The organism is Amycolatopsis sp. MEPSY49, assembly GCF_051337345.1.
Lineage (GTDB): Bacteria > Actinomycetota > Actinomycetes > Mycobacteriales > Pseudonocardiaceae > Amycolatopsis.
In genome coordinates this window covers 559,535-582,390 of the sequence record NZ_JBDLYJ010000005.1, presented here as the reverse complement: position 1 = coordinate 582,390, position 22,856 = coordinate 559,535, and the positions used below count along the sequence as shown (strand labels likewise).

Here is a 22,856-nt window from a genome sequence, read left to right as displayed (position 1 = left end):
CCCGCGCCACGCCGCGCGTCAAAGTGTGACCGGCGGTCACAGACACCCGGTGCCACCGGAAGGTCGCATGTGCGCCGCCGTTCGGCGCAAGCGACCAACCAAGTTTGTTCCCGGGCACAACGGGCACGGGCCCACCATCGGACGATCCGAACTCCGCCGCGCCGGACCGCAAAGGAGAGAATCCCTTTTGCCCCAGGACCCCTCGATGGTCGCGATCGCGGCCACCGCGCGCTGGCGGGCCCGGATCGTGGCGGCGGCCGCGAGCGCGGGGATCACGCTGATCGACCCGCTGGCCGGCGTGCCCGGCATCCGGCCGCTCGCCTGCACGCTGGGCGACCTCGGCGTGATCGTGCCGAGGCTCGGCGGCGAGCCCTCCCGCGCGGCGATCGGCGCCCATTCGGACTCGATCGCCGACCGCGAGCTGCGCGACGCCGTCGCCGACGTGGCGGCGCTGCTTTCCCTGCACGGCAACGTGGTGCTCGACCTCGACGCGGGCGGCCGCCGCCCGGCGGCCCGGCCCGACGTGGTGGTTTCGGCCGGTGTGGACCGTCCCCAGTGGACGGAGCCGGCGGTGACGCTCCCGGTGGGCACGGACCGGCGCGGGGGTCCGCTCACGGTGGCGCTCACCGCCGGTCCCGGCTTCGAGGGGACGTTGCTGGAACTGGCCCGGTTGGTCGAAGCGGACGCGGCCTAGCGACCAGCCCTACTCGTCAACCCACTCCAGCAGGTCGCCGGGCTGGCAGCCGAGGACCCGGCACATCGCTTCCAGGGTGCTGAACCGCACCGCCTTCGCCCGCCCGTTCTTCAGCACCGCCACGTTGGCCGGCGTCAGCCCGACCTTCTCGGCGAACTCCCCGACGCTCATCTTGCGCTTCGCCAGCTCGACGTCGATGCGCACGACGATCGCCATCAGATGACCGCTTCCATGTCGGACCGCAGCGTAGTGGCCTGGCGCAGCAGGGCGCGCATGACCACCATCAGCAGGCCGAGCACGGTGATCCCGACCGTCACCAGGAACAGCAGCATCGGCATCCCCGGGTCGTCGGCGTTGAAGCCGACGAAGAGCAGCATCGCGACGAACACCAGCCACGCGGCGGCGATGGCCCAGACGATCAGGTCGACCCACTTCAGGGACGCGGTGGTGAAGATCCGGTCCTTCTTGACCAGCGTCAGCAGCTGCCAGGTCGCGACGAGCACCACCTGCACGCACAGCACGAGGAACACCGCGATGGCGGTCAACGGCCAGCGCAGCGGAGCGTCGTGCGGGTTCTGCTGCGTGTGGTAGGCGATCCCGCCCGGCAGCGACAGCGTCTGGAACACGACGAGGACGCCGAAGAGCACGACGAGGAACACTCTGAGCGCGCGAACGGCCCACTTCTCGAAAACCATGCGCCGACTATCGCTCGATATCTATCGAAAGTCAATCGGTCGAGTCGGGATCGAGACGTACCGACTCCAGCGCGACGTACAGCTCGCCGACGTCGACGGGGTCGGTCAGGTCGCGCTTCGTGAGGTCCTGCACGCGGCGCAGCCGGTAGCGGACGGTGTTGGGGTGCACGAACAAGCGGTCCGCGGCCTCCTTCGCCGAGCCGTGGCCGGCGAACCATGCGAGCAGCGTGTCGAGCAGGACTTTCCGCTCCGCATCCGGCAGCGCGAGCACGCCGGCCAGTGCCGAGCGCACGACGTCACGGGCCATTCCCGGCGCCGCGGCGACCAGCGTCGTCACCGGCGAGTCGCCGAACACGACGACGCCGGCCGTCCCCGACGGCAGCGAGCGGCGCGCGATCCGGGCCCGGTGCAGCGCGTCCGGGACGTCGGGGAAGCCGCTGAACGGCTTGCTCATCCCGGCCGCGACCGGCAGCGAACCCAGGACTTCGCGCAGCCGCCGGACGTCCTCGATGCGGTCGATCGCCACCAGGCCGGCCTCGCCGCCCGGCCGCCACGCCGACCGCCAGCGACGCGCCCGCAGCAACGCCTCGACCGTGTCGTGCTCGTCGGGCTCGACGCGCTCGGTGACCACCGCGACGAACATGCCCGCGGTCGGCAGGCCCAGCTCCCGGGCGGCGGCCTCCATGTCGGCCTGGCTCGCGAGCCGGCCGCGGAGCAGGTCGTCGAGCAGCCGCACGTCGGCGCGCGACGGCTCGGCCGCGACCTCTTCGTACGCCGTCGTCAGCGCGTCGGAGTAGAGGTCGATCGCCTTCCAGACGTAGGAGTTGATCTCGATCGTCCGGGTGGGGTTGAGGAACTCCGGGCCGGCCAGCTCCAGCAGGGCTTCGTAGACGAACGTGCCGCCGATCCGGAAGGCGCGCAGCACCGCCGGCAGCGGGATGCCCTGCCGCGCCTGGACGAGCCCGGTCTTGCGGGCGGCGTCGAGGGCGAGGCCACGGCCCTCGGCCAGCGCGGTCAGCGCGCGTTCGAGGTTGGCGCGGCAGACCTGCCGCAGCTCGTCCGGCGCGACGTGGTCGACCTGCCGGTAGAACTCGTCCTCTTCACTCAGCAGCCGGGCGAGGCGGTCGGCGAACTCCGGCAGCCTGGCCAGCATCTCGCGCACGAGCTCGCGGTGTTCGCGAGGTACCGGCCTGGCTGGAGCTTCGATGCCCATTCCTCACTTTAGCTCGGGTCCCCGGCCCGGGACATGCACGAACTTGAGCAAAATTCATGTCCGCCGGGTGAATCGGCCCGGTGAGGGGTTGACGCCACGATCGACTCACGAAGGCCGGCGCGCGGTGAGGTAGACGTGCGGCTCGGGCCCGGCTTCGGGGTGATCCGGGACGAACATCGCCTGCTCCTCGCGGACGATCTCCAGGCCGGCGGCGCGAAGTTTTTCCTGCAGGGTCTCGGCGTCGAAGCTGCTCGCGCGGACCGCGTGACCCATGAAGACGATGTCGACGCCGTCCACGTCGGCGGGCACGGTGGCGAAGACGAGCAAGCCGCCGGGCTTCAGCCATGCCGCCATCCGGCCGAGCATCGTCTCCTGGTCGGCGCGGGGGAGCTGCAGCATCGAGAAGAACGCCGTGATCGCGTCCCACGAGCCGGCTTCGAAGGTCAGCTCGCGCATGTCGTCGACCTCGAACCGCGCGGCCGGCACCTGGGCGCGCGCGATCTCGACCATCTTCGGCGCGACGTCGTAGCCGGTCACCGCGTAGCCCGCCGCGGCGAGCGCGTCCGCGGTCGGACGTCCGGTGCCGGAGCCGAGGTCGAGCACGGTCGCTCCGGCCGGCAGCTGCTCGGCCAGCGCGGTGAGCGCGGCCCGCTGCTCGGCGAGGTTCCGGAAGGCGTGTTCGTAGTCCGTGCCGAGGGCGTCGAACACTTCGGCGGCGGTTTCGGGGCGCGTCATGCGCCCACCCTGCCAGACAGTCGGCTTTCGCAAGGAATCGACTTGTTCTTGCAATTTCAGGGCAAAGTCTTGTTTGATCCGCGAGGGTGACTTAATCTTCCGCCGCAGTCCCTCCGGCGAAACGAGGCCCTGGATGTCGCGACGCACCTTCGGAGCCGCGCTCGTCGCGGTCACCGCCCTCGTGTCGGTGGCCGCACCGGCGGCCGCCGCCGACCGGCCGGTCGTGACGCGAGCGGCACTCGACCCCGCGCTGGTCGCCGGCCGCGGCGCCGACGTCCCGTTCCTCGAGCAGGAGGCGGAGAACGCGCGCACCGACGGCGCCGTGATCGGGCCGGACCGCTCGGCCTACACGCTGCCGTCGGAGGCGTCGGGCCGCCGGGCCGTCCGGCTGGCGCCGGGCCAGTACGTCGAGTTCACGCTGCCGGCCGCGGCCAACGCGATCACCGTCCGCTACAGCATCCCGGACGCCCCGCGCGGCGGCGGGATCACCGCGCCGCTCGACGTCACCGTGAACGGCTCGCACCGGCAGCGGATGACACTGACCTCGCAATATTCCTGGCTGTACAACCAGTACCCGTTCAGCAACGACCCGGCCGCGGACCTGCTGCACCCGGACTGGTGGATCACCGAGTGCTCGTGCGTGCCCGCGGCGACCACGCCCGCGCCGGTGCTCGCGAAACCGTTCCGCCCCACGCACTTCTACGACGAGCAGCGGCTCCTGCTCGGCTCGTCCTACCCGGCCGGCGCCAAGGTCCGGCTCACCGCGTCGGCGGGCGCGGCCTGGACGGTCGTGGACCTGCTCGACTCGGAGTTCGTCGCGCCGCCGCGTGTGCTGCCCTTCGCGGCCAACGCGCTGCTCTTCGGCGCCGACCCGACCGGCCACCGCGACTCGGCCGGCGCCCTCGACCGGGCCATCGCCTTCGCGCGGCGCGCGCACCTGAAGGTGTACCTGCCGCCCGGCACCTACCGGGTCGACCGGCACGTCGTCGTCGACGACGTCACGATCGAGGGCGCCGGCAGCTGGTACACGATCGTCAAGGGGCACGGCGTTGGCATCTACGGCAAGGCCGAGAGCAGCCACAACGTGCACCTGTCCGGCTTCGCGATCGAGGGCGACGTCCGGGAACGCGTCGACACCGACCAGGTCAACGCAATCGGCGGCGCGCTCAGCGACTCCACTGTGGACTCCCTGTACCTGCACCACACCAAGGTCGGCCTGTGGTTCGACGGGCCGATGTCCCGCACGCGGATCACGAACAACGTCATCGCCGACCAGATCGCCGACGGCCTGAACTTCCACACGGGAGTGACGGACTCGGTGGTGGCGAACAACTTCCTGCGCAACACCGGCGACGACGGCCTGGCCATGTGGTCGGAGAAGGCGCAGGACGCGCGGAACACGTTCGACCACAACACGGTCCAGACGCCGGTGCTGGCCAACGGGATCGCGCTCTACGGCGGCGTGGACAACGTCGTCTCGGCGAACCTGATCGCCGACCCGATCCGCGAGGGCAGCGCCATCCAGGTCGGCTCGCGGTTCGGCGCGGAGGCGTTCGGGGGCGGCTTGCGGATCGCGGACAACACGACCGTCCGGGCCGGGACGTTCGAGCTGAACTGGAAGATCGGGCTCGGCGCGATCTGGTTCTACGCACTGGAAAAGGACATCGCCGCGGACATCTCGGTGACCGGTGACCACTTCCTCGACAACACCTACAACGCGATCATGCTGGTCAGCGACTTCCCGGTGAAGGACAAGTACTCGATCAGCGGGCTGCGGTTCGCGGACCTGCGCGTCGACGGCACCGGGACGTCGGTGCTCAGCGCGCGGTCGGCGGGCTCGGCGTCGTTCCGGAACGTGGCGGCGCGCAACGTCGGCGCGGTCGGGGTGAACAACTGTGGGTCGTTCAACTTCCCGGCCACGGGGTCGGAGTTCGCGCTGACCGACCTCGGCGGTAATGAAGGCTGGCTGGCGCCGTGGCTCCTGCCGAACACGATCACCTGCGACGACCGGCCGCCGGTCGTGCCGCCCCCGCCGCCGTCGGGGTGGTGACCGCCGAAACGACGTGAATGACTCATTCATGTCGCCAGATGACATGAATGACTCATTCATGTCGTCTGGTGACCGGGTTCCGGCAAAGTCGTGGCCGCGCGGTCTGCCCGGCGTCGCGGCGATGTCATGAAAGGGTCGTTCATGTCGTCTGACGAGGTGAACGACCCGTTCATGACGTGCGGGCGCCCGGATCGGCCGTGCGGACCTGACTTTGCCGGAACCCAGGCGACACGAGTGACTCATTCATGTCGTCGGGTGACCGGGTTCCGGCCCCGTCGTGGCCGCGCGGTCGGCCCGGCGTCGCGGCGATGTCATGAAAGGGTCGTTCATGTCGTCTGACGAGGTGAACGACCCGTTCATGACGTGCGGGCGACCGGATCGGCCGTGCTGACCTGACTTTGCCGGAACCCAGGCGACACGAGTGACTCATTCATGTCGCCAGACGACGTGAATGACTCATTCACGTCATCGGGGCGGCGCCGGACCGGGACCGCTAGGGTTTCGCTGTGGCTGGTTTGCGGGGTGTCTTCGCCGGGTTCGGCAAAAGCAGGGCGTTCGCGGTGCTCGGGCGGGCGCTCGTGCCGGCCGACCGGGTGCTGCTGCGGGTCACCGGTGGCCGGGTCGGGGTCGGTGCGGCCGTCGGGTTGCGGACGCTGCTGCTCACCACCGTCGGCCGGCGCAGCGGTGAGCCCCGGCAGGTGCCGCTGCTCTACGTCGAGCGCGACGGCGGGTACGTCGTCATCGGCTCGAACTGGGGCGGCGAGGCGCATCCGGCGTGGTCGGCGAACCTGCTGGCCCGGCCGGCCGCGACGGTCGCGATCGGCGGCCGGACCGTCGAGGTCACCGGGCGGCTCCTGACCGGCGACGAACGCCAGGAGATGTGGGACGCCGTCGCGTCGTACTGGCCGGCGTACGACCGCTACGCCGTGCGCGCCGGCGACCGCGAAATCCGCGTGTTCCTGCTGGAGCCGGTCAGTCGATGAGGTCGGTGTGCCGGATCCGGTACACCTGCAGCCGCAGGTTGTAGTACTTCTCGGTCTCGCCGACCCACTGCATGCCGAGCCGCTTGGCGACGGCGATCGCACGCGTGTTGTTGGGCCGCGCGACGGCGAAGAGCTCTTCGGTGTCCTGGGTGAACGCCCACTCGATCAGCGCGGTCGCCGCCTCCGACGCGTAGCCCTGGCCCCAGACGCCGGGGGCGAGCTGCCAGCTGAGCTCGAGGTCCTCTTCGAACGGCGGCAGCAGGCGGATGCCGAGGCCGCCGATCACGACGCCGTCCTCCTTGCGCTCGACGGCCCAGCGCCCGCGCGGCGGCGGCAGGTTCGGCTGCGCCTCCTGCCAGGCGTTCAGCACCGCGCGCATCGCGCCGATGTCGCCGACGCGGTCCATGGCCGGGGTCAGCCAATGCGTCACGTCTTCCGCGCCGTAGATGTCGTACGCGGCTTCGGCGTCGTTCACCGTCCAGTCCCGGATCACGAGCCGGTCGGTGCTCAGCGGGGTCTCCATACCAGGACGCTACGCCGGGCGGCCCGGGATTGTTCCCGGGCAAAGTGCGCACAAGATGAACACTTAACGCCGGACGATGAGGGCATGGAGACTTTGGGTGGTTTGCCGGTGGTGGACGTCACGTCGGCGGCGGGGTGGCGCGAGTGGCTGGCGGGCGCGCGGGTGCCGGCGGCGTGGCTGGTGATCCGCCGCAAGGGCAGCTCGGCACCGGGGGTCCGGCCGGCCGAGGCGATGGAGCAGGCGCTGTGCTTCGGCTGGATCGACAGCAAGGCGCTCCGGCGCGACGCCGAGTCGACGTACTTGTGCTTCACGCCGCGGAACCCGAAGAGCACGTGGAGCCGGGTGAACCGCGAGCGGGTGGCCCGGTTGACGTCGGCGGGCCTGATGACCCCGGCGGGCCAGGCGGTGGTCGACCTCGCCCGCCGGACGGGAACGTGGGACGCGCTGGCCGAGGCCCAGGACGGAGTGATCCCCGACGATCTCCGGGCGGCGCTCGACGGGGACGCGGTGGCGCGGGCGTGTTTCGAGGGGTTCCCGCCGTCGTCGCGGCGGCTGATCCTGGAGTGGATCGCGAAGGCCAAGCGCCCGGAGACCCGGAAGCGGCGGATCGAGCGGACGGTCGAGCTGGCGCGCGAGAACCGGCGGGCCGCCCACCCGAAAGCGGCGTAGCGAGAGCGGCGGCCTGAACGCGGCGTGCTCCCGGCGCGGCCTGCGGGCGAGCCCCGAGGCGAAAACCGCCAGCCATCCCGCTCCTCGCGGCCTACAGTCGCCCTGTGGACGAACTGCGTGACCTCCTGGCCCGCGCCGCCGAGCTGGCCGCCGACCACCGGGCCGGCCTCGAAGACCGCCCGGTCGCCCGGCCCGTCGACCCGGAAACCCTCCGCGCGGGGTTCGGGCAGCTGCGCGACGCACCGACCCCGCCGGCGACCGTCCTCGAAGAACTCGCGAAAGCCGCCGAGCCCGGGCTGGTCGCCACCGCCGGGCCGCGGTTCTTCGGGTTCGTCATCGGGGGCGCGCTGCCCGCCGCGACCGCCGCCGACGTCCTCGCCGCCGGCTGGGACCAGAACGCGTTCAACGCCGTCCTCTCCCCGGCCGCGGCCGCCGCCGAACAGGCCGCCGGGGACTGGCTCAAGGAGCTGCTCGGCCTCCCCGCCACCGCGTCCGCCGGCTTCGTCACCGGCGGGCAGGCCGCGAACACCGTCGGGTTGGCTGCCGCCCGGCACCACGTGCTCGCCGAAGCCGGCTGGGACGTCGAGCGCGACGGGCTCGCCGGCGCCCCGCGCGTCCGCGTCGTCGCGAGCGAGGAACGGCACGCCACCGTCGACCGCGCACTGCGGCTGCTCGGGTTCGGCACCCGGGCCGTCGTACCCGTCAAGGCCAAAGCGGACGGTGCCATCGACATCGACGACCTCGCGGCCAAAGTCGACGGACCCACCATCGTCTGCCTGCAGGCGGGCAACGTGAACACCGGCGCCTGCGACGACATCCGGGCCGCCCGCGCGGTCGCGGAGAACGCGTGGATCCACGTCGACGGCGCCTTCGGCCTGTGGGCCGCCGCCAACCCGAAGACCGCGAGCCTCCTCGACGGCGTCGAGCTGGCCGACTCCTGGGCGTGCGACGGCCACAAGTGGCTGAACGTCCCGTACGACTCGGGTTTCGTCTTCTGCGCGCGCCCGGACGTCCACGCCGAGACGATCGCCTACCGCGCCGCCTACCTGACCGGGGCCGGCGAGGTGTCCGGCATGGGCGACCTGACGCTGGAGTCGTCGCGCCGCGCCCGCGGCTTCGCGGTCTGGGCCGCGCTGCGGGAACTGGGCCGCGACGGCGTCGCCGAGCTCGTCGACCGCTGCTGCCGGCTGGCCCGCCGCTTCGCCGCGGCCCTCGCCGACGGCGGTGCCGAGATCGCGAACGACGTCGTCCTCAACCAGGTCCTCGTGTCCTTCGGGGACGACACCGACACGATCATCGACCGCGTTCAGCGCGACGGCACCTGCTGGCTCGGCGGAACCACCTGGCGCGGCCGCCGGTACCTGCGGATTTCGGTGTCCGGCTGGACGACGACGGAGGAGGACGTCGACCGCTCGGCCGCGGCGATCCTCCGGCTGGCCGCTCAGTAGCCTTCGCGCACCGAAAGCGGGTCCGTCCGCCAGCCGATCCGCTTCTCCGCGCCGGTCGGCCAGCTCGACGACAGCCGCCGCCGGACGCTGCCGAGCGCGCCCAGCCGGACGAGGTCGACCCGGGAACCCTGCGCTGCCAACGATGTCACCTCGGCCGGGGTGAGCGGGACGAAGTCGAAGTACTGCGCGTCCTCGCCGGACCGGTCGACGAACTCCGTGAAGATCGCGGCGAACCCCTGGCGGCACTCCGGACATTCGCGCAGCGAGATGCCGAAGTGGGACTGTTCGACCAGGCGGTGGGTTTCGCGCAGCCGGGTCGTGCAGAAGGCCAGCGCGGTGAGGGCGTCTTCGCCGGAGCAGCGGGCGCAGCCGAACTCGGTCATCGGCCGATCATGCCACGCCGTGAATTCGCGCCGGGCCGCGGTGTCATCGCGAAACCTTTGACCACAACGTTTCGCCCTGGTCCCCAGTGGTCTGGACCTGTTAGCCTCAGCGCGCCACCCAGTCCGCAGGCCGGAAGGGAAAGTCGTGCTCCGCATGAGAAAGAGCGTCGCTGTCGCCGCACTGGCGCTGGCCGCCGCCGGCGTCGTGGCGCCGTCCGCCGAAGCGAGCCAGCCGCAGGGCAAGGTGATGGCCTACTTCGCCGATTGGGACGTCTACGCCCGCAACTACCACGTCAAGGACATCGAGACGTCGGGGTCGGCGGCGAAACTGACCCACATCAACTACGCGTTCGGCAACGTCACCGGCGGCGGGTGCGCCGTCGGCGACCCGTGGGCCGACCACGACATGCCCTACGACGCCACCATGAGCGTCGACGGCCAGGCCGACAGCGGCCCGCTGCACGGCAGCTTCAACCAGCTCCTCCAGCTCAAGAAGCTGCACCCGAAGCTGAAGGTGCTGTGGTCGTTCGGCGGCTGGACCTGGTCGGCCGGCTTCCCGGAGGCGGCCAAGAACCCCGAGGCGTTCGCCGAGTCCTGCTACAACCTCGTCAACGACCCGCGCTGGGCGGGCGTCTTCGACGGCATCGACATCGACTGGGAGTACCCCAACGCCTGCGGCGACACCTGCGACACCAGCGGGCCCAAGGCGTTCACGACGCTGGTCAAGGCGTTGCGGGCGAAGTTCGGGCGCCAGCTCGTCACCGCCGCGATCACCGCGGACGGCTCGAGGGGCGGCAAGATCGACGCCACCGACTACGGCAGCGCGAGCCGGTACCTCGACTGGTACAACGTGATGACCTACGACTACTTCGTCGCGGGCGGCCAGCCGGCCGGGCCCACCGCGCCGCACTCGCCGCTGCGGTCCTACCCGGGCATCCCGCACGCCGGGTACTACGCCGACGCCGCGATCCAGAAGCTGCGCCACCAGGGCGTTCCGTCGGCGAAGATGTTGCTGGGCCTCGGGTTCTACGGCCGCGGCTGGGACGGCGTGACGCAGAAGCAGCCCGGCGGCACCGCCACCGGCCCGGCGCCGGGCACGTACGAGGCGGGCGTCGAGGACTACAAGGTCCTCAAGACGACGTGTCCCGCCAACGGCAAGGTCGCCGGTACGGCGTACGCGAAGTGCGGTTCGCAGTGGTGGAGCTACGACACGCCGGAGACGGCGTCGGCGAAGGCCGGTTACGCGAAGTCCCAGGGGCTCGGCGGGATGTTCGCCTGGGAGCTCTCGGGCGACACCGCGAACGCGGAACTGCTGCGGGCCATCGCCGGCCGCTGCTGACCCGAGCTGGAGGGCCCGGGCGCGAACCCGCCCGGGCCCTTCGTCCACTCAGGACGACGCCGGGAAGCCGTGCCGCCGGGCGCCCAGGACCACGGCGAGCACCGGCAGCAGGAGCAGCAGCAGCGTCCAGGGGAACGACGCGGGACCGGCGGCGTCGAGCAGGACGCCGCCGAGCACGCCGCCCGCGGCCATCGCCGCGTTCCACAGCGTGACGAGCATCGCCTGCGCGTTGTCCGCCGCGTCGCCGCCCGCGTTGCCGGCGGCGGTCTGCAGGAGCGTCGGGACACCGCCCCAGCCGAGGCCCCACAGCGCGACGGCGGCGTAGACCAGCGCCGGGCTGCCTGACGCGGTCGCGAGGACCGTCGCGGCGACGGCGACCAAGATCGTGCTGAGGATGGTCAAGCTGCGGAGTGCGTGGTCGATCCGCGCGCCGACGACCCAGATCCCGGCCATCGACGCGACGCCGAAGACCAGCAGGACGACGTCCACCGCGTCGCCCATCCCGGCGTGGCCGAGGAACGCGGCGACGTAGGTGTAGAGCACGGTGTGGGCCAGCACGAACACCAGCGTCACGGCCAGCACGGGGGCGACGCCGGGCACCGACAGCGTGCGCCGGACCGGTGTCCGGCCGCCGGTCTGCCCGGGCTGGTCCGGGACCTGGCCGGCGATCCAGGCGAGGAGGACGACGGCGATCGTCGACATGACGCCGAACGCCGAGCGCCAGCCGAGCAGGCCGCCGAGGAACGTCCCGGCCGGGATGCCGAGCGACAGCGCCAGCGGGATGCCCGCCATCACGACGGCGATCGCCTTGCCCTGGTCGCCCGGCGCGAGCCGCCGCGCATACCCGGCCAGCAGCGCCCAGACGACGCCCGCGGCCACGCCGGCGACGAACCGGGCGACCATGGTCAGCGGGTAGTTAGCGGACAGCGCCGTCACGGTGTTGGCGACGGCGAATCCCGCCACCCCGGTCAGCAGCAAGCGTTTGCGGGACCAGGTCGCGGTGGCCGCGGAGAGCGGGATCGCGGTGAGGGCCGTGCCGAGTGCGTAGATCGTCACGGCCTGGCCGGCCGCGGACTCGCCGACGCCGAGGCCGGCGCTCATGCCGGGCAGCACGCCGGCGGGCAGCGCCTCGGTGAGCACGGTGACGAACGCGGCGGTGGTGAGGGCGAGGAGGGCGGGGGTCTGTCGGCGGACTTCGGTGCTCGTCATGCCGCTATGCTCGAACCCTCACATACGTGTGAAGGTCTACGTGAGGTGGGGCACATGCGGATCGGCGAGCTCGCGGAGCGCACGGGAACGTCTCGGCGGCTGCTCCGGTACTACGAGGAGCAGGGCCTGATCATCGCGTCCCGCGGGGCGAACGGCTACCGCGACTACGACGAGCCGACGGTCGACCGCGTGATCCAGGTCCGCGGGCTGCTCGACGCCGGGCTGCCGACGAGGATCATCAAACAGATCCTGCCGTGCCTCGACAAGCCCCGCGCGATCTACTTCCCGGACGCGACCCCGGAGATGATCGCGACGCTCGAGGAGGAGCGCGACCGCATGGCGAGGCGGGCGGAGTGCCTGCTGCGCAACCGCGACGCGATCGCCGAGTACCTCGACGCGGTGCGCGCGTACCACCCGGCCCAGTGTCACGCGTCCGAGGTTCGTTGACGGGGCGGCGAGTGCGATCTTCGGTCAGGGTTGCCCACGCGTCGAACGGCACTAGTCGGGTTCGTCGGGGGTCCGCACCCAGTGCAGGGTGTCGGGTTCGGGCCACCAGCCGGCGGGTTCCGGCCGGGGACGCGCCCCTTCCTCGGCCCACCAGCGCGGCGGGGGCGCGTCCTCACCCATGGGGTCGACGGTAGGAGGGGAGCGGGGGCGAGCACACCGGTCAAGGGCGGCCAACGTCCGGTTTCGGCCGGTTCGGCGGGCGGCGGCGGAGTGGTCGCGGGTGGCCGGAAGCGGACAGTGGCCGAACCCGCCCCTGCCGATGCTCGGCGGCCCGGCTTTAGGTTGGGGACGGGAAGAAGATCACTTCGCGGGGAGAAGCAGAATGATCAAGCGAGCGCTGGCGGGACTTGCGGTGGCAGCGGCGATCGGCACGCTGTGCGCGCCCGCCGCGACGGCCGCGACGGGGACCGGCGACCCGACGATCCGGCCGCCGGGCGTGTGCGTGTGGATCTGGACCGAAGGCCCGCCGGAGTGCCGCAAGCTGGAGTAGCCCGGTAGCGGCCCGGGGAGGAGCGCCCCAAGGCGGCCTTCGGTGCTCCTCCCATGCCCCCGCCGCCGCCCTCAACGGAGGCGCTTCGCGCCGCAGTGCTTGTTCAACGCAACCAAGGCCGCCTTGGGGCGCTCGGGCTCAGCCCAGCCAGCCCAGCCGGGTCGCCGCGAAGACCGCCGCCACCCGGTTGTCCGCCTGCAGTGCCTCCAGCAACCCCTGCACGTGCCGGCGAACCGTCCGCTCGCTCACGTCCAGGTGCCGCGCGATCGCGCCGTCCGTCATGCCCGTCGCCAGCAGGTCCAGCACCTTTCCCTGGGTCGGCGTCAACCCGTGCCGGGGCCGGGACTCGGGGCCGTTCACCGCCACCGCCTGGCCCCACACCAGCTCGAACAGCATCCGCAGCGCCGCCACGATCGTCGGGCTGCGGATGAACAGCGCGCCGTCCATGCCGCTCGGGTCCAGCGGCACCAGCGCCGAGTGGCGGTCGGCGATCACCATCTTCATCGGCAGCTCCGGCGCCACCCGCATGGTCCAGCCGGCCGCGACGCTCGCGTCGACGACCTCCTTCGCCCCTTCGAACTCCAGCGCCGCACGCTCGTACACGTTGCGCAACGCGACTCCGCGCTCGGTCACCGCCTCGGGCAGGCGCATCACCGTGCCCGCGTCCGGCTTGCGCTTGAAGTGGTGCGTCGTGAACGTCAGGAAGTCCTCGCGCGCGGACAGGCACAGCTCCAGCGACAGCGAGCCGATGCGTCGCGGGTCCGTCAGCACCTCGACGGCCGAGTCGCCGCCCGAACCGTTCGCCGCCCGGTACACCGCCTGCAGCACGTCCAGCTGCTGGCGCGCGGCGACGATCTGCCGCTGCTGCTCCAGCAGCTGCTGCTGCGCGCCCAGGATGGCGTGGTCGACCGCGCGCACCGGCTCCATCGGCGCGATCACCGGGTCTTCGCGGTAGTCGCGGCGCACGAACCCGCGGTCGAACAGCTCCCGCATCTCCGGGCTCTCGGCCCGCGGGTCGTCCAGCGGTAGCGGCCCGGTGCGCACCATCGTGTCGTACAGCGCGCCCGCGCCGGGTGTCAGCAGCCCCTCGAGCATCCCGTGTCCCTTTCCGGCAGCGCGAGCGAACCCGGCCGGATCCGGACACGACCGCTCTGCCGCCTACCCCACGCGCCGGACGGGGGAAAGGATTAGGCCGGTCGCGAAAAAAGGGCCGGACCCGTCGAGGGGGCGGGTCCGGCTCGTCACCAGCGCCGCGACGGGTCGATCACGTGGACGGCCGCTTCCTCCGCCGAGGCCGCGCCGCCGTCGATGCCCGCGTCGGACGCGTACAGCTCTTCGTCTGAGTCTTCGCCGAAGCCCTCGTCCGTCGCCACCAGCCGGCCCGCGCGGACGTCGCCGACCTCGTCGTCGATCAGCTCGCCGTCGGTGTCTTCGCTGTCGCCGAGGCCGTCACCTTCGTCGGCGGCCAGGTCCGGGACCTCGCGCGCCAGCCGACCTTCCCAGCTTTCGCCCTCGGCGGTCTCCCGCGCGGTCGTGCCCCACTCCTCGGTCTCCCGCGGGCGTTCCGGCGGCGAGTAGCCCTCCGCCAGCTCGTCACGGTCGTCCAAGGTGTCCTCCGGGTCGAGGATGCCTTCGTCGGCGTGGTCTTCGATGTCGTCGTTCATGCGTCCATCCTCGCTCAGCTCCTTGGCCCCGCGCGGCTCGGGTGATATCACCGAGCAGGCCGCACCGTACGGGCGGTGTTCCGGTGAAAGGTGATCCCCAATGCCGATGAGACGCAGGGTGCTGGCCGCGGGCCTGGCCGGGGTGTTCGGCGCCGCGCTGTCCGGGCGGACCGCCCAGGCCGCGACCGCGCCGCCGGTCCGGCTCGACCAGCTGAACCTGGTGAACCTGTCGCACGTCAACGATCCCGCCACGACGAACGTCTTCCCCGGCGACCCGGCCTTCGAGCTGGAAACCATCGCCACCATCCCGGACGACGGCTACTACCTGCAGTTCGTCCGCGAGGGCGAGCACACCGGCACGCACTGGGGTGCGCCCGGCCACTTCAACACCGGCGAGCCGCTCGCCGACGACATGGACCCGGCGGATCTATTCCGGCCCGCCGTGAAGATCGACATAAGAGCGAAGGCCGCGGGCAACCCGGACTACGCCGTGACGGTCGACGACCTCAAGGCGTGGGAGAAGCGCCACGGCCGCATCCCCGACGAGTCCGTCGTCGTGCTCTGGACCGGCTGGGACGCGAAGTGGGGCACCCCGGCCTACCCGAACACCGACGCCGACGGCGTGCTGCACCAGCCCGGCTTCTCGATCCCGGCGGTGCAGTGGCTGATCGACACGGGACGGCTGGGCCGCCGCGGCGGGACGGGCACCGACACGTTCAGCCCGGACGTCGGCACCGACGAGACGTACACGGTGTCGAAGCTGGTCTACCGGCGGCACCGGATCAGCCTGGAGATCCTGGCGAACCTGAAGGCCCTCCCGGCGACGGGGGCGTGGGTGCTGGCGGGCGGCCCGATCAACCGGCGGGGAGCCGGCTCGACGGCGACGATCTTCGGCGTCCTCCCACCCGGCGGGCACTAACCCGCGGGGATCGCCGACAGTCTCAGCGCGGACAGCGGCGCCGGGCGGCCGTACAGGTAGCCCTGCGCCGTCGTGCACCCTGCCCGCGTCACGAGCGACGCCTGTTCGGCCGTCTCGATCCCCTCGGCGACGACGTCCAGCCGCAGATCCGCGCACAGCCCGACCAGCGACCGGCACAGCGCCGCGTCGCGGTCCGGCTGCACCCCCGTCGTCAACGCCCGGTCCAGCTTGATCAGGTCGACCGGCAGCGCATGCAGCACCGTCAGCGAGCTGTACCCCGCCCCGAAGTCGTCCAGCGCCACCCGGACGCCCAGCTCCTGCAGCCGCCGGATCGCCGCCGCGCCCGCGGCCAGGTCGGGGACGGGGACCGTCTCGGTGATCTCGACGACCAGCCGGGACGCCGGCAGCCGGTAGCGGTCCAACGCGGACCCGACGCTCTGTTCCAGCGCGGCCGCGCCGAGGCGGCTCGCGCACACGTTGACGTGCACCGTCAGGTCCAGCCCGGCGGAAGTGATCTCGCGGCACGCCAGGTCCAGCACCAGCGCGTCGAGCTCGGCCCCGAGCCCGGCGCCCTCGGCGGCGCGGACGAACGTCTCCGGCGACACCGCCGTGCCGTCGCGCGTGGTCCAGCGGGCGAGTGCTTCAACGGCTACCGGGGTCTCGTCGTCCAGCCGGACGATCGGCTGGAACACCAGGCCGAACCCCTCCGGGATCCCGCCCGACGCCCGCCGCAGCGCGGCCGGGAAGTCCGGCGGGCCGTCCTGCGACGGGCGGTAGACGACCGTCGTGTCCTTGCCCAGCCGCTTGCCCGCGTACATCGACGTGTCCGCGCGGCCCAGCAGCACGTCCGACGTCACCAGCGGCTCGGCCGGGTCCGGCACGACCAGGCCCATGCTCGCGCGGACCGGGACGAGCGTGCCGTGCACCGCGAACGGCCGCCGCAGCGCGCCCTGGATCCGGTCGGCGACGGCCTGCGGCGCGTCCAGCTCGCCTTCGAGGAGGATCGCGAACTCGTCGCCGCCGAGGCGCGCGACGGTGTCGCCCGCGCGCACGCAGCTCAGCAGCCGCTGGGCGACGGCGTGCAGCAGGACGTCCCCGCCGGCGTGCCCGAACCGGTCGTTGACCTCCTTGAAGTCGTCGAGGTCGACGAAGATCAGCACGAGCGGGTGGCCGGTGGACTCGACGGCGCGGTCCAGCCGGTCGGCGAAGAGCGCGCGGTTGGCCAGGCCGGTCAGCGGGTCGTGGTAGGCCTGGTGGGTCAGCTGCTGCTGGCCCTCGTACACCCGGCGCAGCAGCAACCTGTTGTCCAGCAAGGAAAGCAGCTGCCGGGCGAGCACGAGGAACACCACGAGCACGCCGACGAACACCTCGACGCCGTCCGGGCCGGCGCCGGCCAGCAGCTGCCCGGTGATCAGCAGCGCGACGGCGGTGACCGGGACGTACGGCAGCGCCAGCTGCCACCAGTCGACGCCGGCCGCCGGGCCCGCGTCCTCGCGGTGCCGCGGCCCGGGCGTGGCCAGCAGCGCGAACGCGATGAACAGCGGCCCCAGCACGAACCCGCCGTCCGACCACGGCTTCATGCTCTCCGCGCCGATGCTGACGAGGTAGGCGAAGACGCTGTCGGACGCCGCCAGCGCCACGATCCCGACCGCGGCGAGCAGCAGGTTCGCCCGGTAGGGCCGGTCCACCCGGTCGAACACGACCAGCAGCACGGCGACGACCACGATCACCAGGTCCGACAGCGGGTAGGAGATGGCGACGGCCCAGGTCAGCTTGTCCGGCGCGGTGGCGCGCACCAGCTGCCCGAGCGCCGCGGTCCAGGTGAGGATGAACAGCGAGCCGGTGACGATCAGGCCGTCGAGCACGACCGCGACGCCGAAGTGGGCGGTCCACTGGGCGGGCTGCCAGCGTTCGCGGTCCGGCCGGACCCGCGCCCGCGCCAGGACGAACAGCGCGGCCAGCGCGAACAGCGGGAAGCTGAGGTAGCCGACATCGGCCACGGACGGCGACGGCAGCCCGCGCCCGTCGATCAGCTGGTAGTACGACCAGGCGCACTGGCCGAGCGACCAGCCGGCCATCCCGATCGCGACGAGCACCCGCCACCAGCGCTGGTGGCCGCGGGCGCGGCGCGCGGCCAGCACGCCGCAGACGACCGCGCCGACCCCGGCGCTCAGCTGCATGGCGTCGTCGATCCAGAGGGCGAAGGTGTCGCCCCAGAACGCGAAGCCGTTGACGACGACGAGGGCCACCGTGAGGAAGACGAGCAGGGCCGCGACTGGGTACCGCCGCACTGTCATGGCACCTCACGTGGGTCACCCGCCGGTCGGACCGGCAAACACTACACCGCGCGCACGGCCGCGCCGGGGCACCGCACCGGTGGCCGGGATTACCGCATCAGGCGATGTCGCGGCGGTGCAGCAACCGGCCGCCGAAGGCGACCAGGCGGGCGATACCGTCCGAGGCATGCAGGTCTACGTCGGGATACTCGGCGGTGCGCTGGGCGGCGTCCTCGGCGGGCTCGTCACCTTTCTCGCGACCCGGACGAAGGCGCGGCTCGAGCTGCTGCAAGCGCACGACCTCGTCTTGCAGACGGAGCGTCTTGCCCGCTACCAGCGGCTCTTCCACCTGTCGGGCCGGCTGCCCCGCTATTGGCGTCCGGGGGAGGCGCCGGGCCGGCAGGACCTCGCCGCGCTCCGCCAAGATCTCCACGACTGGTACTTCGGAGAAGAAGCCGGCGGGTTGTTTCTCACCCAGCATGCCAAGACCCGTTACCTGAAGCTGCAGAATGCCCTGGCCGAGGCCATGGACGCGGGCGCAACGCCGCCGTCCGAGAACGAGATGAAGGTGTTGCGCCACCTCGCCGGCGAGCTCAGGCACCAGCTGAGCGCCGACATCGGGGCCGCCAACCCGCTGCGGATCAAGACCAGGAACCTCGGTCCTACGCTTCCGCCACCGGAGCGTTACCGCTGATCCGGGACCCCCGCAGGCAAAGTCAGGCCAGCGCGGCCGATCCGGTCGCCCCACGTCATGAACGGGTCGTTCACCTCGTCAGACGACATGAACGACCCTTTCATGACATCGCCGCGATGCCGGTCAGACCGCGGGGCCACGACTTTGCCGGAGCCCTCCGGGACCCCCACATCAGGCGATGTCGCGGCGGTGCAGCAGCCAGCCGCCGAGCACGGCGAAGGCGACCAGGTACGCGGCCAGCACGGCGGTGGCCTGCCCGGATCCGACGATCGGGTCGACGCCCGGCGCGTTCGCCCCGAACGCCGCCGCCAGCGCGCCCGCGTTCGGGCCCGGCAGCGCCTTCTGCAGCTGCGCGACCCAGTCCAGCAGGGGCGCGGCGATCGACGCGAGCAGGTTCTGCACGGCCAGCAGCCACACCAGGCCGAGCCCGATCGGCAGCGCGACCGAGCGCAGCCCGACGGCGAGCAGCACGCCGAGCGCGCCCCACATCGTCGTGACCAGCCAGCCGGCGCCGAGGCCGAGCAGGACGTCGGAGACCGCCGGCCAGTTCGGCGGCTGGTCCTTCAAGGACGCGACGAGCACGCTCGCCCCCGCCGTCGCCGCGAACAGCGCGAGCACCGCGGCCAGCGCTCCCACCGCGACGGTGACCAGCTTCGCGGCGAAAACCGCGACGCGCGAAGGGTGTTGCACCAGCACGGTTTTCCACGTGCCGTAGCCGTATTCGCTGCCCGCCACGAGCACGCCGAAGATCAGCGCGAGGGCGCCGACGAAGATCGGCAGCCCGCCGAGGGCGCTGCCGACGAACGCGCCGGGCAGCAGCGCGTCCAGGCCGCGCCCGGAGCCCGGTGGCCCGGCGGCGCCGCTCAACCCCGCGTAGGGAACGGCGTAGCCGAACGTCAGCGAGAGCACGACGGCGACGGCGAGCAGCAGCCAGCTCGCCGGGCGGCGGGCCTGCTTGGTCAGTTCGGCGCGGATGTCACGCAGCATGGCCGGTACCTCCGGTGAGGGTGAGGAAGGTCTGTTCCAGGTCGGGTTCGCGCCAGCGCAGCTCGGTGACGGTCAGCCCGGCGCCGACGAGCTCGGCGTTGACCCGTCCGGCTTCCGCGCGGTCGACGTCGAGTTCGAGGGCGTCCCCGTCGACGCGGACGTCGGCGTAGAGCCGTCGCAAGTGGTCACGAGCCCGGTCGAGCGGATCGGCGACGACGCGCAGCGCGCCGCCCGCGCGCAGGTCCGCGACCGTGGTCTCGGTGACCAGGCGGCCGTGGTCGAGCACGCCGACGCGGTCGCAGATCTGCTCGACCTCGGCCAGCAGGTGGCTGGACAGCAGCACGGTGCAGCCCTCGGCGGCGAGCTTGCGGAGGGTGACCCGCATGTCGGCCATGCCGGCCGGGTCGAGGCCGTTGGTCGGCTCGTCGAGCACGACCAGTTCGGGCTCCTTCAGCAACGCCGCGGCGAGCCCGAGCCGTTGCTTCATGCCGAGCGAGTACGCCGCATACCGGTCCTTCGCGCGGTCGGCGAGGCTGACGACGTCGAGCACGGCGTCGACGCGGGTGCGCGACACCCCGGCGTGGTCGGCGAGGACGCGCAGGTTGGCCCGGCCGGACAGGTACGGGTAGAAGGCCGGGCCTTCGATCAGCGCGCCGACCCGGGCGAGGCTGCCGGGTCCCGGTTCGGCGCCGAGCACCCGGACGCGGCCGGCGGTCGGCCGGATCAGGCCGAGCAGCATCCGCAGTGTCGTGGTCTTGCCGGCGCCGTTCGGGCCGAGGAAGCCGTAGACCTCGCCGGCGTGCACCGAAAGGTCGAGCCCCTCGACGGCGGCGGTGGCTCCGTAGCGCTTGGTCAGTGCGGTGGTTTCCACCGGCTGGATCATGGGTCGCCTCCTTCGTGGCGCTTCCCATGGTCGGGCGCCCGGCGGCCGCGGTCGTCCGACGGCGTACGGCAATCGCCGCTACGCCGGCGGACGTACGCGGGCTACTTCGGGTAGTTCTTCCCCAGCGGCTTCCCGGGCACCGGCTTGGCGATCAGCGCGACCGGGAGGAAGTAGCACATCTGGCTCAGCGCGAGGGCGAGCGTCCAGAGCGCCTTTTCGTCGTAGTGCGCGGACGCCCGGGCGAACAGCTCGTCGGAAACGCGCTCGCCCAACGGGTTCGCGGTCAGCACGGCTTCGGCGAGCTCCAGCGCGACGCGTTCGGCGTCGTCGAAGTACGGGGACGTCGGCCAGGACGCCACCGAGTCGAGCTCCTGCTGGGTCGCGCCGGCTTTGCGGAGCAGGTCGGCCTGCCGCACCGTGTGGTACGTGCTGCCGGCCAGCTGACCGAGCCGCAGCTGTACCAGGTGGACGGTCTTGCGCGGGATCGCGCCGTTCATCGTCACCCTGGTCATGGCGCCGGCCAGCTCGCCCATCTCGGGGAAGAGGTCGGCGGCGTCGGGCAGGCGGGACTTGTCGGACATCGTGGTTCCTTCCGGTCGGGTTCGCCTGCCCGACGACACAAGGCGATTCCCTGTGAGGTCGTGTCACAGATCGCCGGCCCGGCTCGTCAGGGTGGGGTGAGCGAGAACGACGTGCTGACCGAGCGGCCGCAGCTGCTCGGGATCGCCTACCGGCTGCTGGGTTCCCTGAGCGACGCCGAGGACGTCGTCCAAGAGGCGTACGGGCGGTGGTTCGCGCTGTCCGGGCGGCAGCGGGCGGCGATCGAAAAGCCGGGGGCGTGGCTGACGACGGTCGCGAGCCGGATCTGCCTGGACCTGCTGGGCTCGGCGCGGGTCCGGCGGGAGCGGTACGCGGGCGAGTGGATCCCGGAGCCGCTGCCGCCGGACTGCCTCGCGGACCCGGCCGAGGCGCTGGTGCTCGACGAGTCGGTCACGATGGCGTTCCTCGTCGTCTGCGAGTCGATGACCCCGGCCGAGCGGGTCGCGTTCGTGCTGCACGACGTGTTCGGCTACCCGTTCGCCGAGGTGGCGTCGGTCCTGGGCCGGTCACCGGCGGCGTGCCGCCAGCTGGCGTCCTCGGCCCGGCGCCGCGTCCGGCCCGCGCCGGCTCACGCTGGTCCGGCGGACGCGTCGGTCGTCCGGGCGTTCAAGGCGGCTTGGGAAGCGATGGACATCGCCGGGCTGATCGGACTGCTGGACCCGGCGGCCGTCGCGGTCGCCGACGGCGGCGGCCTCGCCACCACGGTGCTGCGCCCGGTCGAGGGCGGCGAGAACGTGGCGCGGTACACGATCGAGATCACCCGCCGCGTGCCGGCGATGACGCTGGTGGAGCGGGTCGTGAACGGGCGGCCGGGGCTCGTGGCGGAGCGGGACGGCGTGGTCGAGTCGGTGCTGGCGTTCGACGTCGCGGACGGGGTGATCCGGCGGATCTGGGCGGTGCGGAACCCGGAGAAGCTGCGCCCCTGGCAGGCGTCTGTCAACGAGAAAATGGTCAACTGCCCGATAGACTGAACCCGGCAGCCCCCGACGGGACGGACGGTGCAGGTGACTGAGGCGAAGGAGCGGACCCGCGACCGGATCTCGCGCCGGCAGGTGGACAAGTTCGCGGACCGCCGGGCCCAGCTGGCCGAGTCGGCGCTGCAGACCCTGGCCGAGCTCGGCTACGCGCGCACCAGCCTGCGGGAGATCGCGCAGAACTCGGAGTTCTCGCACGGCGTCCTGCACTACTACTTCGCCGACAAGGTCGACCTGCTGACCCACTGCGTCCGGCGGTTCGAGGAAGTGTGCGTCACCCGGTACGACGAACTCGTCGCCCGCGCCCGGACGGCGGCGGAGCTGGAGCGGGACTTCGCGGCGGCGATGGCCGCGACGCTGCGCGCGGACGCCAAGATGCACCGGCTCTGGTACGACCTGCGCAACCAGAGCCTGTTCGAGGAGTCCTTCCGCGCCGACGTGCTCGAGATCGACCGGCGCCGCGAGGAGATGATCCACCACGTCGTCGCGCGCTACGCCGAGCTGGCGGCGGTGCCGGCGAGCGTGCCGCAGGCCGTCGCGTACGCGCTGTTCGACGGCCTGTTCCAGCAGGCCCTGCTCCGGCACCTGGCCGGTGGCGAGGACGCGGCGGCCGAGCTCGAACGGGCGGTCCCGGCCGTGCTGGCGCGCGTCGTGGCGGCTTAGGGGCCCAGGCGCTCGTGCGGGGTCCGCGGCGCCGGCACGACGAACGCGATCACCGTCGCGACCACCCCGACGAACAGGGACAGGTGCGCCGCGGCCGGCACGGCGCTGAGCAGGAACAGCCGCAGCGACCCCGAGATCAGCAGGCGCCACATCTTCGGGTTCATGATCAACAAGTACCCCGGTCCGTCCGCGGTGACGCCTTCGTCACCCGCCGGGGTGGCGCGTGGACGTTCGACACTTTCGACACCCGGGTGTGGC

27 protein-coding genes are annotated in these 22,856 nt (G+C 72.2%); 12 read left to right on the top strand and 15 right to left on the bottom strand.

The genetic code is table 11. From position 1 onward, the window contains the following. The first annotated feature begins 205 nt into the window (after positions 1-205). Positions 206-694: a hypothetical protein gene (locus tag ABFJ78_RS25870; RefSeq protein ID WP_436388946.1), complete on the top strand. Its 489-nt coding sequence runs from the start codon at positions 206-208 to the stop codon at positions 692-694. Between the two features lie 9 nt (positions 695-703). Here the strand turns inward: ABFJ78_RS25870 and ABFJ78_RS25865 are convergent, their stop codons facing one another. The 4 genes from ABFJ78_RS25865 to ABFJ78_RS25850 form a co-directional block, all read right to left on the bottom strand. Continuing rightward, positions 704-910: a helix-turn-helix domain-containing protein gene (locus ABFJ78_RS25865; RefSeq protein WP_372664394.1), complete on the bottom strand. Its 207-nt coding sequence runs from the start codon at positions 908-910 to the stop codon at positions 704-706. Continuing rightward, positions 910-1,389, bottom strand: coding sequence for a DUF2975 domain-containing protein (locus tag ABFJ78_RS25860; protein ID WP_436388945.1), 480 nt, complete (start codon positions 1,387-1,389; stop codon positions 910-912). The genes ABFJ78_RS25865 and ABFJ78_RS25860 overlap by 1 nt, the downstream gene beginning before the upstream one ends. A gap of 31 nt (positions 1,390-1,420) precedes the next feature. Next, positions 1,421-2,602 (bottom strand): PucR family transcriptional regulator, encoded by a 1,182-nt coding sequence (locus ABFJ78_RS25855; RefSeq protein WP_436388944.1) that lies wholly within the window; start codon positions 2,600-2,602, stop codon positions 1,421-1,423. Between the two features lie 105 nt (positions 2,603-2,707). After that, positions 2,708-3,337, bottom strand: a complete 630-nt coding sequence (locus tag ABFJ78_RS25850; RefSeq protein WP_436388943.1) for a class I SAM-dependent methyltransferase — start codon at positions 3,335-3,337, stop codon at positions 2,708-2,710. Between the two features lie 133 nt (positions 3,338-3,470). Here ABFJ78_RS25850 and ABFJ78_RS25845 point away from each other — a divergent pair, with 133 nt between their 5' ends. Both ABFJ78_RS25845 and ABFJ78_RS25840 read left to right on the top strand, forming a co-directional pair. Continuing rightward, entirely contained in the window at positions 3,471-5,387 is a 1,917-nt protein-coding gene (locus ABFJ78_RS25845) for a glycosyl hydrolase family 28-related protein (protein WP_436388942.1), read from the top strand. A gap of 515 nt (positions 5,388-5,902) precedes the next feature. Further along, positions 5,903-6,370, top strand: coding sequence for a nitroreductase family deazaflavin-dependent oxidoreductase (locus ABFJ78_RS25840; RefSeq protein WP_436389027.1), 468 nt, complete (start codon positions 5,903-5,905; stop codon positions 6,368-6,370). Here the strand turns inward: ABFJ78_RS25840 and ABFJ78_RS25835 are convergent. After that, positions 6,360-6,893: a GNAT family N-acetyltransferase gene (locus ABFJ78_RS25835; protein ID WP_436388941.1), complete on the bottom strand. Its 534-nt coding sequence runs from the start codon at positions 6,891-6,893 to the stop codon at positions 6,360-6,362. The two genes, ABFJ78_RS25840 and ABFJ78_RS25835, sit on opposite strands and share 11 nt — an antisense overlap. Before the next feature lie 84 nt (positions 6,894-6,977). Here ABFJ78_RS25835 and ABFJ78_RS25830 point away from each other — a divergent pair, with 84 nt between their 5' ends. Beyond that, positions 6,978-7,562, top strand: coding sequence for a YdeI/OmpD-associated family protein (locus ABFJ78_RS25830; protein WP_436388940.1), 585 nt, complete (start codon positions 6,978-6,980; stop codon positions 7,560-7,562). A 113-nt stretch (positions 7,563-7,675) separates the two neighbouring features. Then, positions 7,676-9,010, top strand: coding sequence for a pyridoxal phosphate-dependent decarboxylase family protein (locus ABFJ78_RS25825; RefSeq protein ID WP_436389026.1), 1,335 nt, complete (start codon positions 7,676-7,678; stop codon positions 9,008-9,010). Here the strand turns inward: ABFJ78_RS25825 and ABFJ78_RS25820 are convergent. Then, positions 9,004-9,393, bottom strand: coding sequence for a hypothetical protein (locus ABFJ78_RS25820; protein ID WP_436388939.1), 390 nt, complete (start codon positions 9,391-9,393; stop codon positions 9,004-9,006). The genes ABFJ78_RS25825 and ABFJ78_RS25820 overlap by 7 nt on opposite strands. A gap of 154 nt (positions 9,394-9,547) precedes the next feature. Here ABFJ78_RS25820 and ABFJ78_RS25815 point away from each other — a divergent pair, with 154 nt between their 5' ends. Beyond that, positions 9,548-10,732, top strand: a complete 1,185-nt coding sequence (locus ABFJ78_RS25815; RefSeq protein ID WP_436388938.1) for a glycoside hydrolase family 18 protein — start codon at positions 9,548-9,550, stop codon at positions 10,730-10,732. 48 nt (positions 10,733-10,780) lie between these two features. Here the strand turns inward: ABFJ78_RS25815 and ABFJ78_RS25810 are convergent, their stop codons facing one another. After that, the gene (locus ABFJ78_RS25810) at positions 10,781-11,941 is read right to left on the bottom strand and encodes an MFS transporter (protein ID WP_436388937.1); all 1,161 of its coding nucleotides are present in this window, start codon (positions 11,939-11,941) and stop codon (positions 10,781-10,783) included. 54 nt (positions 11,942-11,995) lie between these two features. On the opposite strand from ABFJ78_RS25810, the gene ABFJ78_RS25805 reads away from it, so the two are divergent. Further along, a complete protein-coding gene (locus ABFJ78_RS25805; RefSeq protein WP_436388936.1) occupies positions 11,996-12,388 on the top strand; it encodes a MerR family transcriptional regulator in 393 nt (130 codons plus the stop codon). 51 nt (positions 12,389-12,439) lie between these two features. Here ABFJ78_RS25805 and ABFJ78_RS25800 read toward each other — a convergent pair whose 3' ends face one another. Further along, positions 12,440-12,568 (bottom strand): hypothetical protein, encoded by a 129-nt coding sequence (locus ABFJ78_RS25800; protein WP_436388935.1) that lies wholly within the window; start codon positions 12,566-12,568, stop codon positions 12,440-12,442. A gap of 202 nt (positions 12,569-12,770) precedes the next feature. On the opposite strand from ABFJ78_RS25800, the gene ABFJ78_RS25795 reads away from it, so the two are divergent. Beyond that, positions 12,771-12,938, top strand: a complete 168-nt coding sequence (locus tag ABFJ78_RS25795; protein ID WP_436388934.1) for a hypothetical protein — start codon at positions 12,771-12,773, stop codon at positions 12,936-12,938. Positions 12,939-13,076: 138 nt separating this feature from the next. Here the strand turns inward: ABFJ78_RS25795 and ABFJ78_RS25790 are convergent, their stop codons facing one another. Next, positions 13,077-14,033, bottom strand: coding sequence for a LuxR C-terminal-related transcriptional regulator (locus tag ABFJ78_RS25790; RefSeq protein WP_436388933.1), 957 nt, complete (start codon positions 14,031-14,033; stop codon positions 13,077-13,079). A 146-nt stretch (positions 14,034-14,179) separates the two neighbouring features. Continuing rightward, positions 14,180-14,602 carry a DUF5709 domain-containing protein gene (locus ABFJ78_RS25785; RefSeq protein WP_436388932.1) on the bottom strand — a complete coding sequence of 141 codons (423 nt, stop codon included), beginning with the start codon at positions 14,600-14,602 and terminating at the stop codon, positions 14,180-14,182. A gap of 100 nt (positions 14,603-14,702) precedes the next feature. Here ABFJ78_RS25785 and ABFJ78_RS25780 point away from each other — a divergent pair, with 100 nt between their 5' ends. Continuing rightward, entirely contained in the window at positions 14,703-15,521 is an 819-nt protein-coding gene (locus ABFJ78_RS25780) for a cyclase family protein (RefSeq protein ID WP_436388931.1), read from the top strand. On the opposite strand, the gene ABFJ78_RS25775 is transcribed toward ABFJ78_RS25780, so the two are convergent. Beyond that, entirely contained in the window at positions 15,518-17,812 is a 2,295-nt protein-coding gene (locus ABFJ78_RS25775) for a putative bifunctional diguanylate cyclase/phosphodiesterase (RefSeq protein ID WP_436388930.1), read from the bottom strand. The genes ABFJ78_RS25780 and ABFJ78_RS25775 overlap by 4 nt on opposite strands. Positions 17,813-17,984: 172 nt before the next feature. On the opposite strand from ABFJ78_RS25775, the gene ABFJ78_RS25770 reads away from it, so the two are divergent. Next, positions 17,985-18,491 carry a hypothetical protein gene (locus ABFJ78_RS25770; RefSeq protein WP_436388929.1) on the top strand — a complete coding sequence of 169 codons (507 nt, stop codon included), beginning with the start codon at positions 17,985-17,987 and terminating at the stop codon, positions 18,489-18,491. 171 nt (positions 18,492-18,662) lie between these two features. Here ABFJ78_RS25770 and ABFJ78_RS25765 read toward each other — a convergent pair whose 3' ends face one another. The 3 genes from ABFJ78_RS25765 to ABFJ78_RS25755 all read right to left on the bottom strand — a co-directional run bounded on the left by ABFJ78_RS25765 (position 18,663) and on the right by ABFJ78_RS25755 (position 20,942). After that, the gene (locus tag ABFJ78_RS25765; RefSeq protein WP_436388928.1) at positions 18,663-19,478 is read right to left on the bottom strand and encodes an ABC transporter permease; all 816 of its coding nucleotides are present in this window, start codon (positions 19,476-19,478) and stop codon (positions 18,663-18,665) included. Beyond that, positions 19,468-20,361: an ABC transporter ATP-binding protein gene (locus ABFJ78_RS25760; RefSeq protein WP_436388927.1), complete on the bottom strand. Its 894-nt coding sequence runs from the start codon at positions 20,359-20,361 to the stop codon at positions 19,468-19,470. Before ABFJ78_RS25760 ends, ABFJ78_RS25765 begins: the two co-directional genes overlap by 11 nt. A gap of 101 nt (positions 20,362-20,462) precedes the next feature. Further along, the gene (locus tag ABFJ78_RS25755) at positions 20,463-20,942 is read right to left on the bottom strand and encodes a carboxymuconolactone decarboxylase family protein (RefSeq protein ID WP_436388926.1); all 480 of its coding nucleotides are present in this window, start codon (positions 20,940-20,942) and stop codon (positions 20,463-20,465) included. A gap of 96 nt (positions 20,943-21,038) precedes the next feature. Here ABFJ78_RS25755 and sigJ point away from each other — a divergent pair, with 96 nt between their 5' ends. After that, on the top strand, positions 21,039-21,932 hold the full coding sequence (gene sigJ, locus ABFJ78_RS25750) for an RNA polymerase sigma factor SigJ (protein ID WP_436388924.1): 894 nt from the start codon (positions 21,039-21,041) through the stop codon (positions 21,930-21,932). Positions 21,933-21,965: 33 nt separating this feature from the next. After that, a complete protein-coding gene (locus tag ABFJ78_RS25745) occupies positions 21,966-22,598 on the top strand; it encodes a TetR/AcrR family transcriptional regulator (protein ID WP_436388923.1) in 633 nt (210 codons plus the stop codon). On the opposite strand, the gene ABFJ78_RS25740 is transcribed toward ABFJ78_RS25745, so the two are convergent. Then, complete coding sequence (locus ABFJ78_RS25740) at positions 22,595-22,762, bottom strand: hypothetical protein (protein ID WP_436388922.1); 168 nt, start codon at positions 22,760-22,762, stop codon at positions 22,595-22,597. The genes ABFJ78_RS25745 and ABFJ78_RS25740 overlap by 4 nt on opposite strands. Between the last annotated feature and the right edge of the window lie 94 nt (positions 22,763-22,856).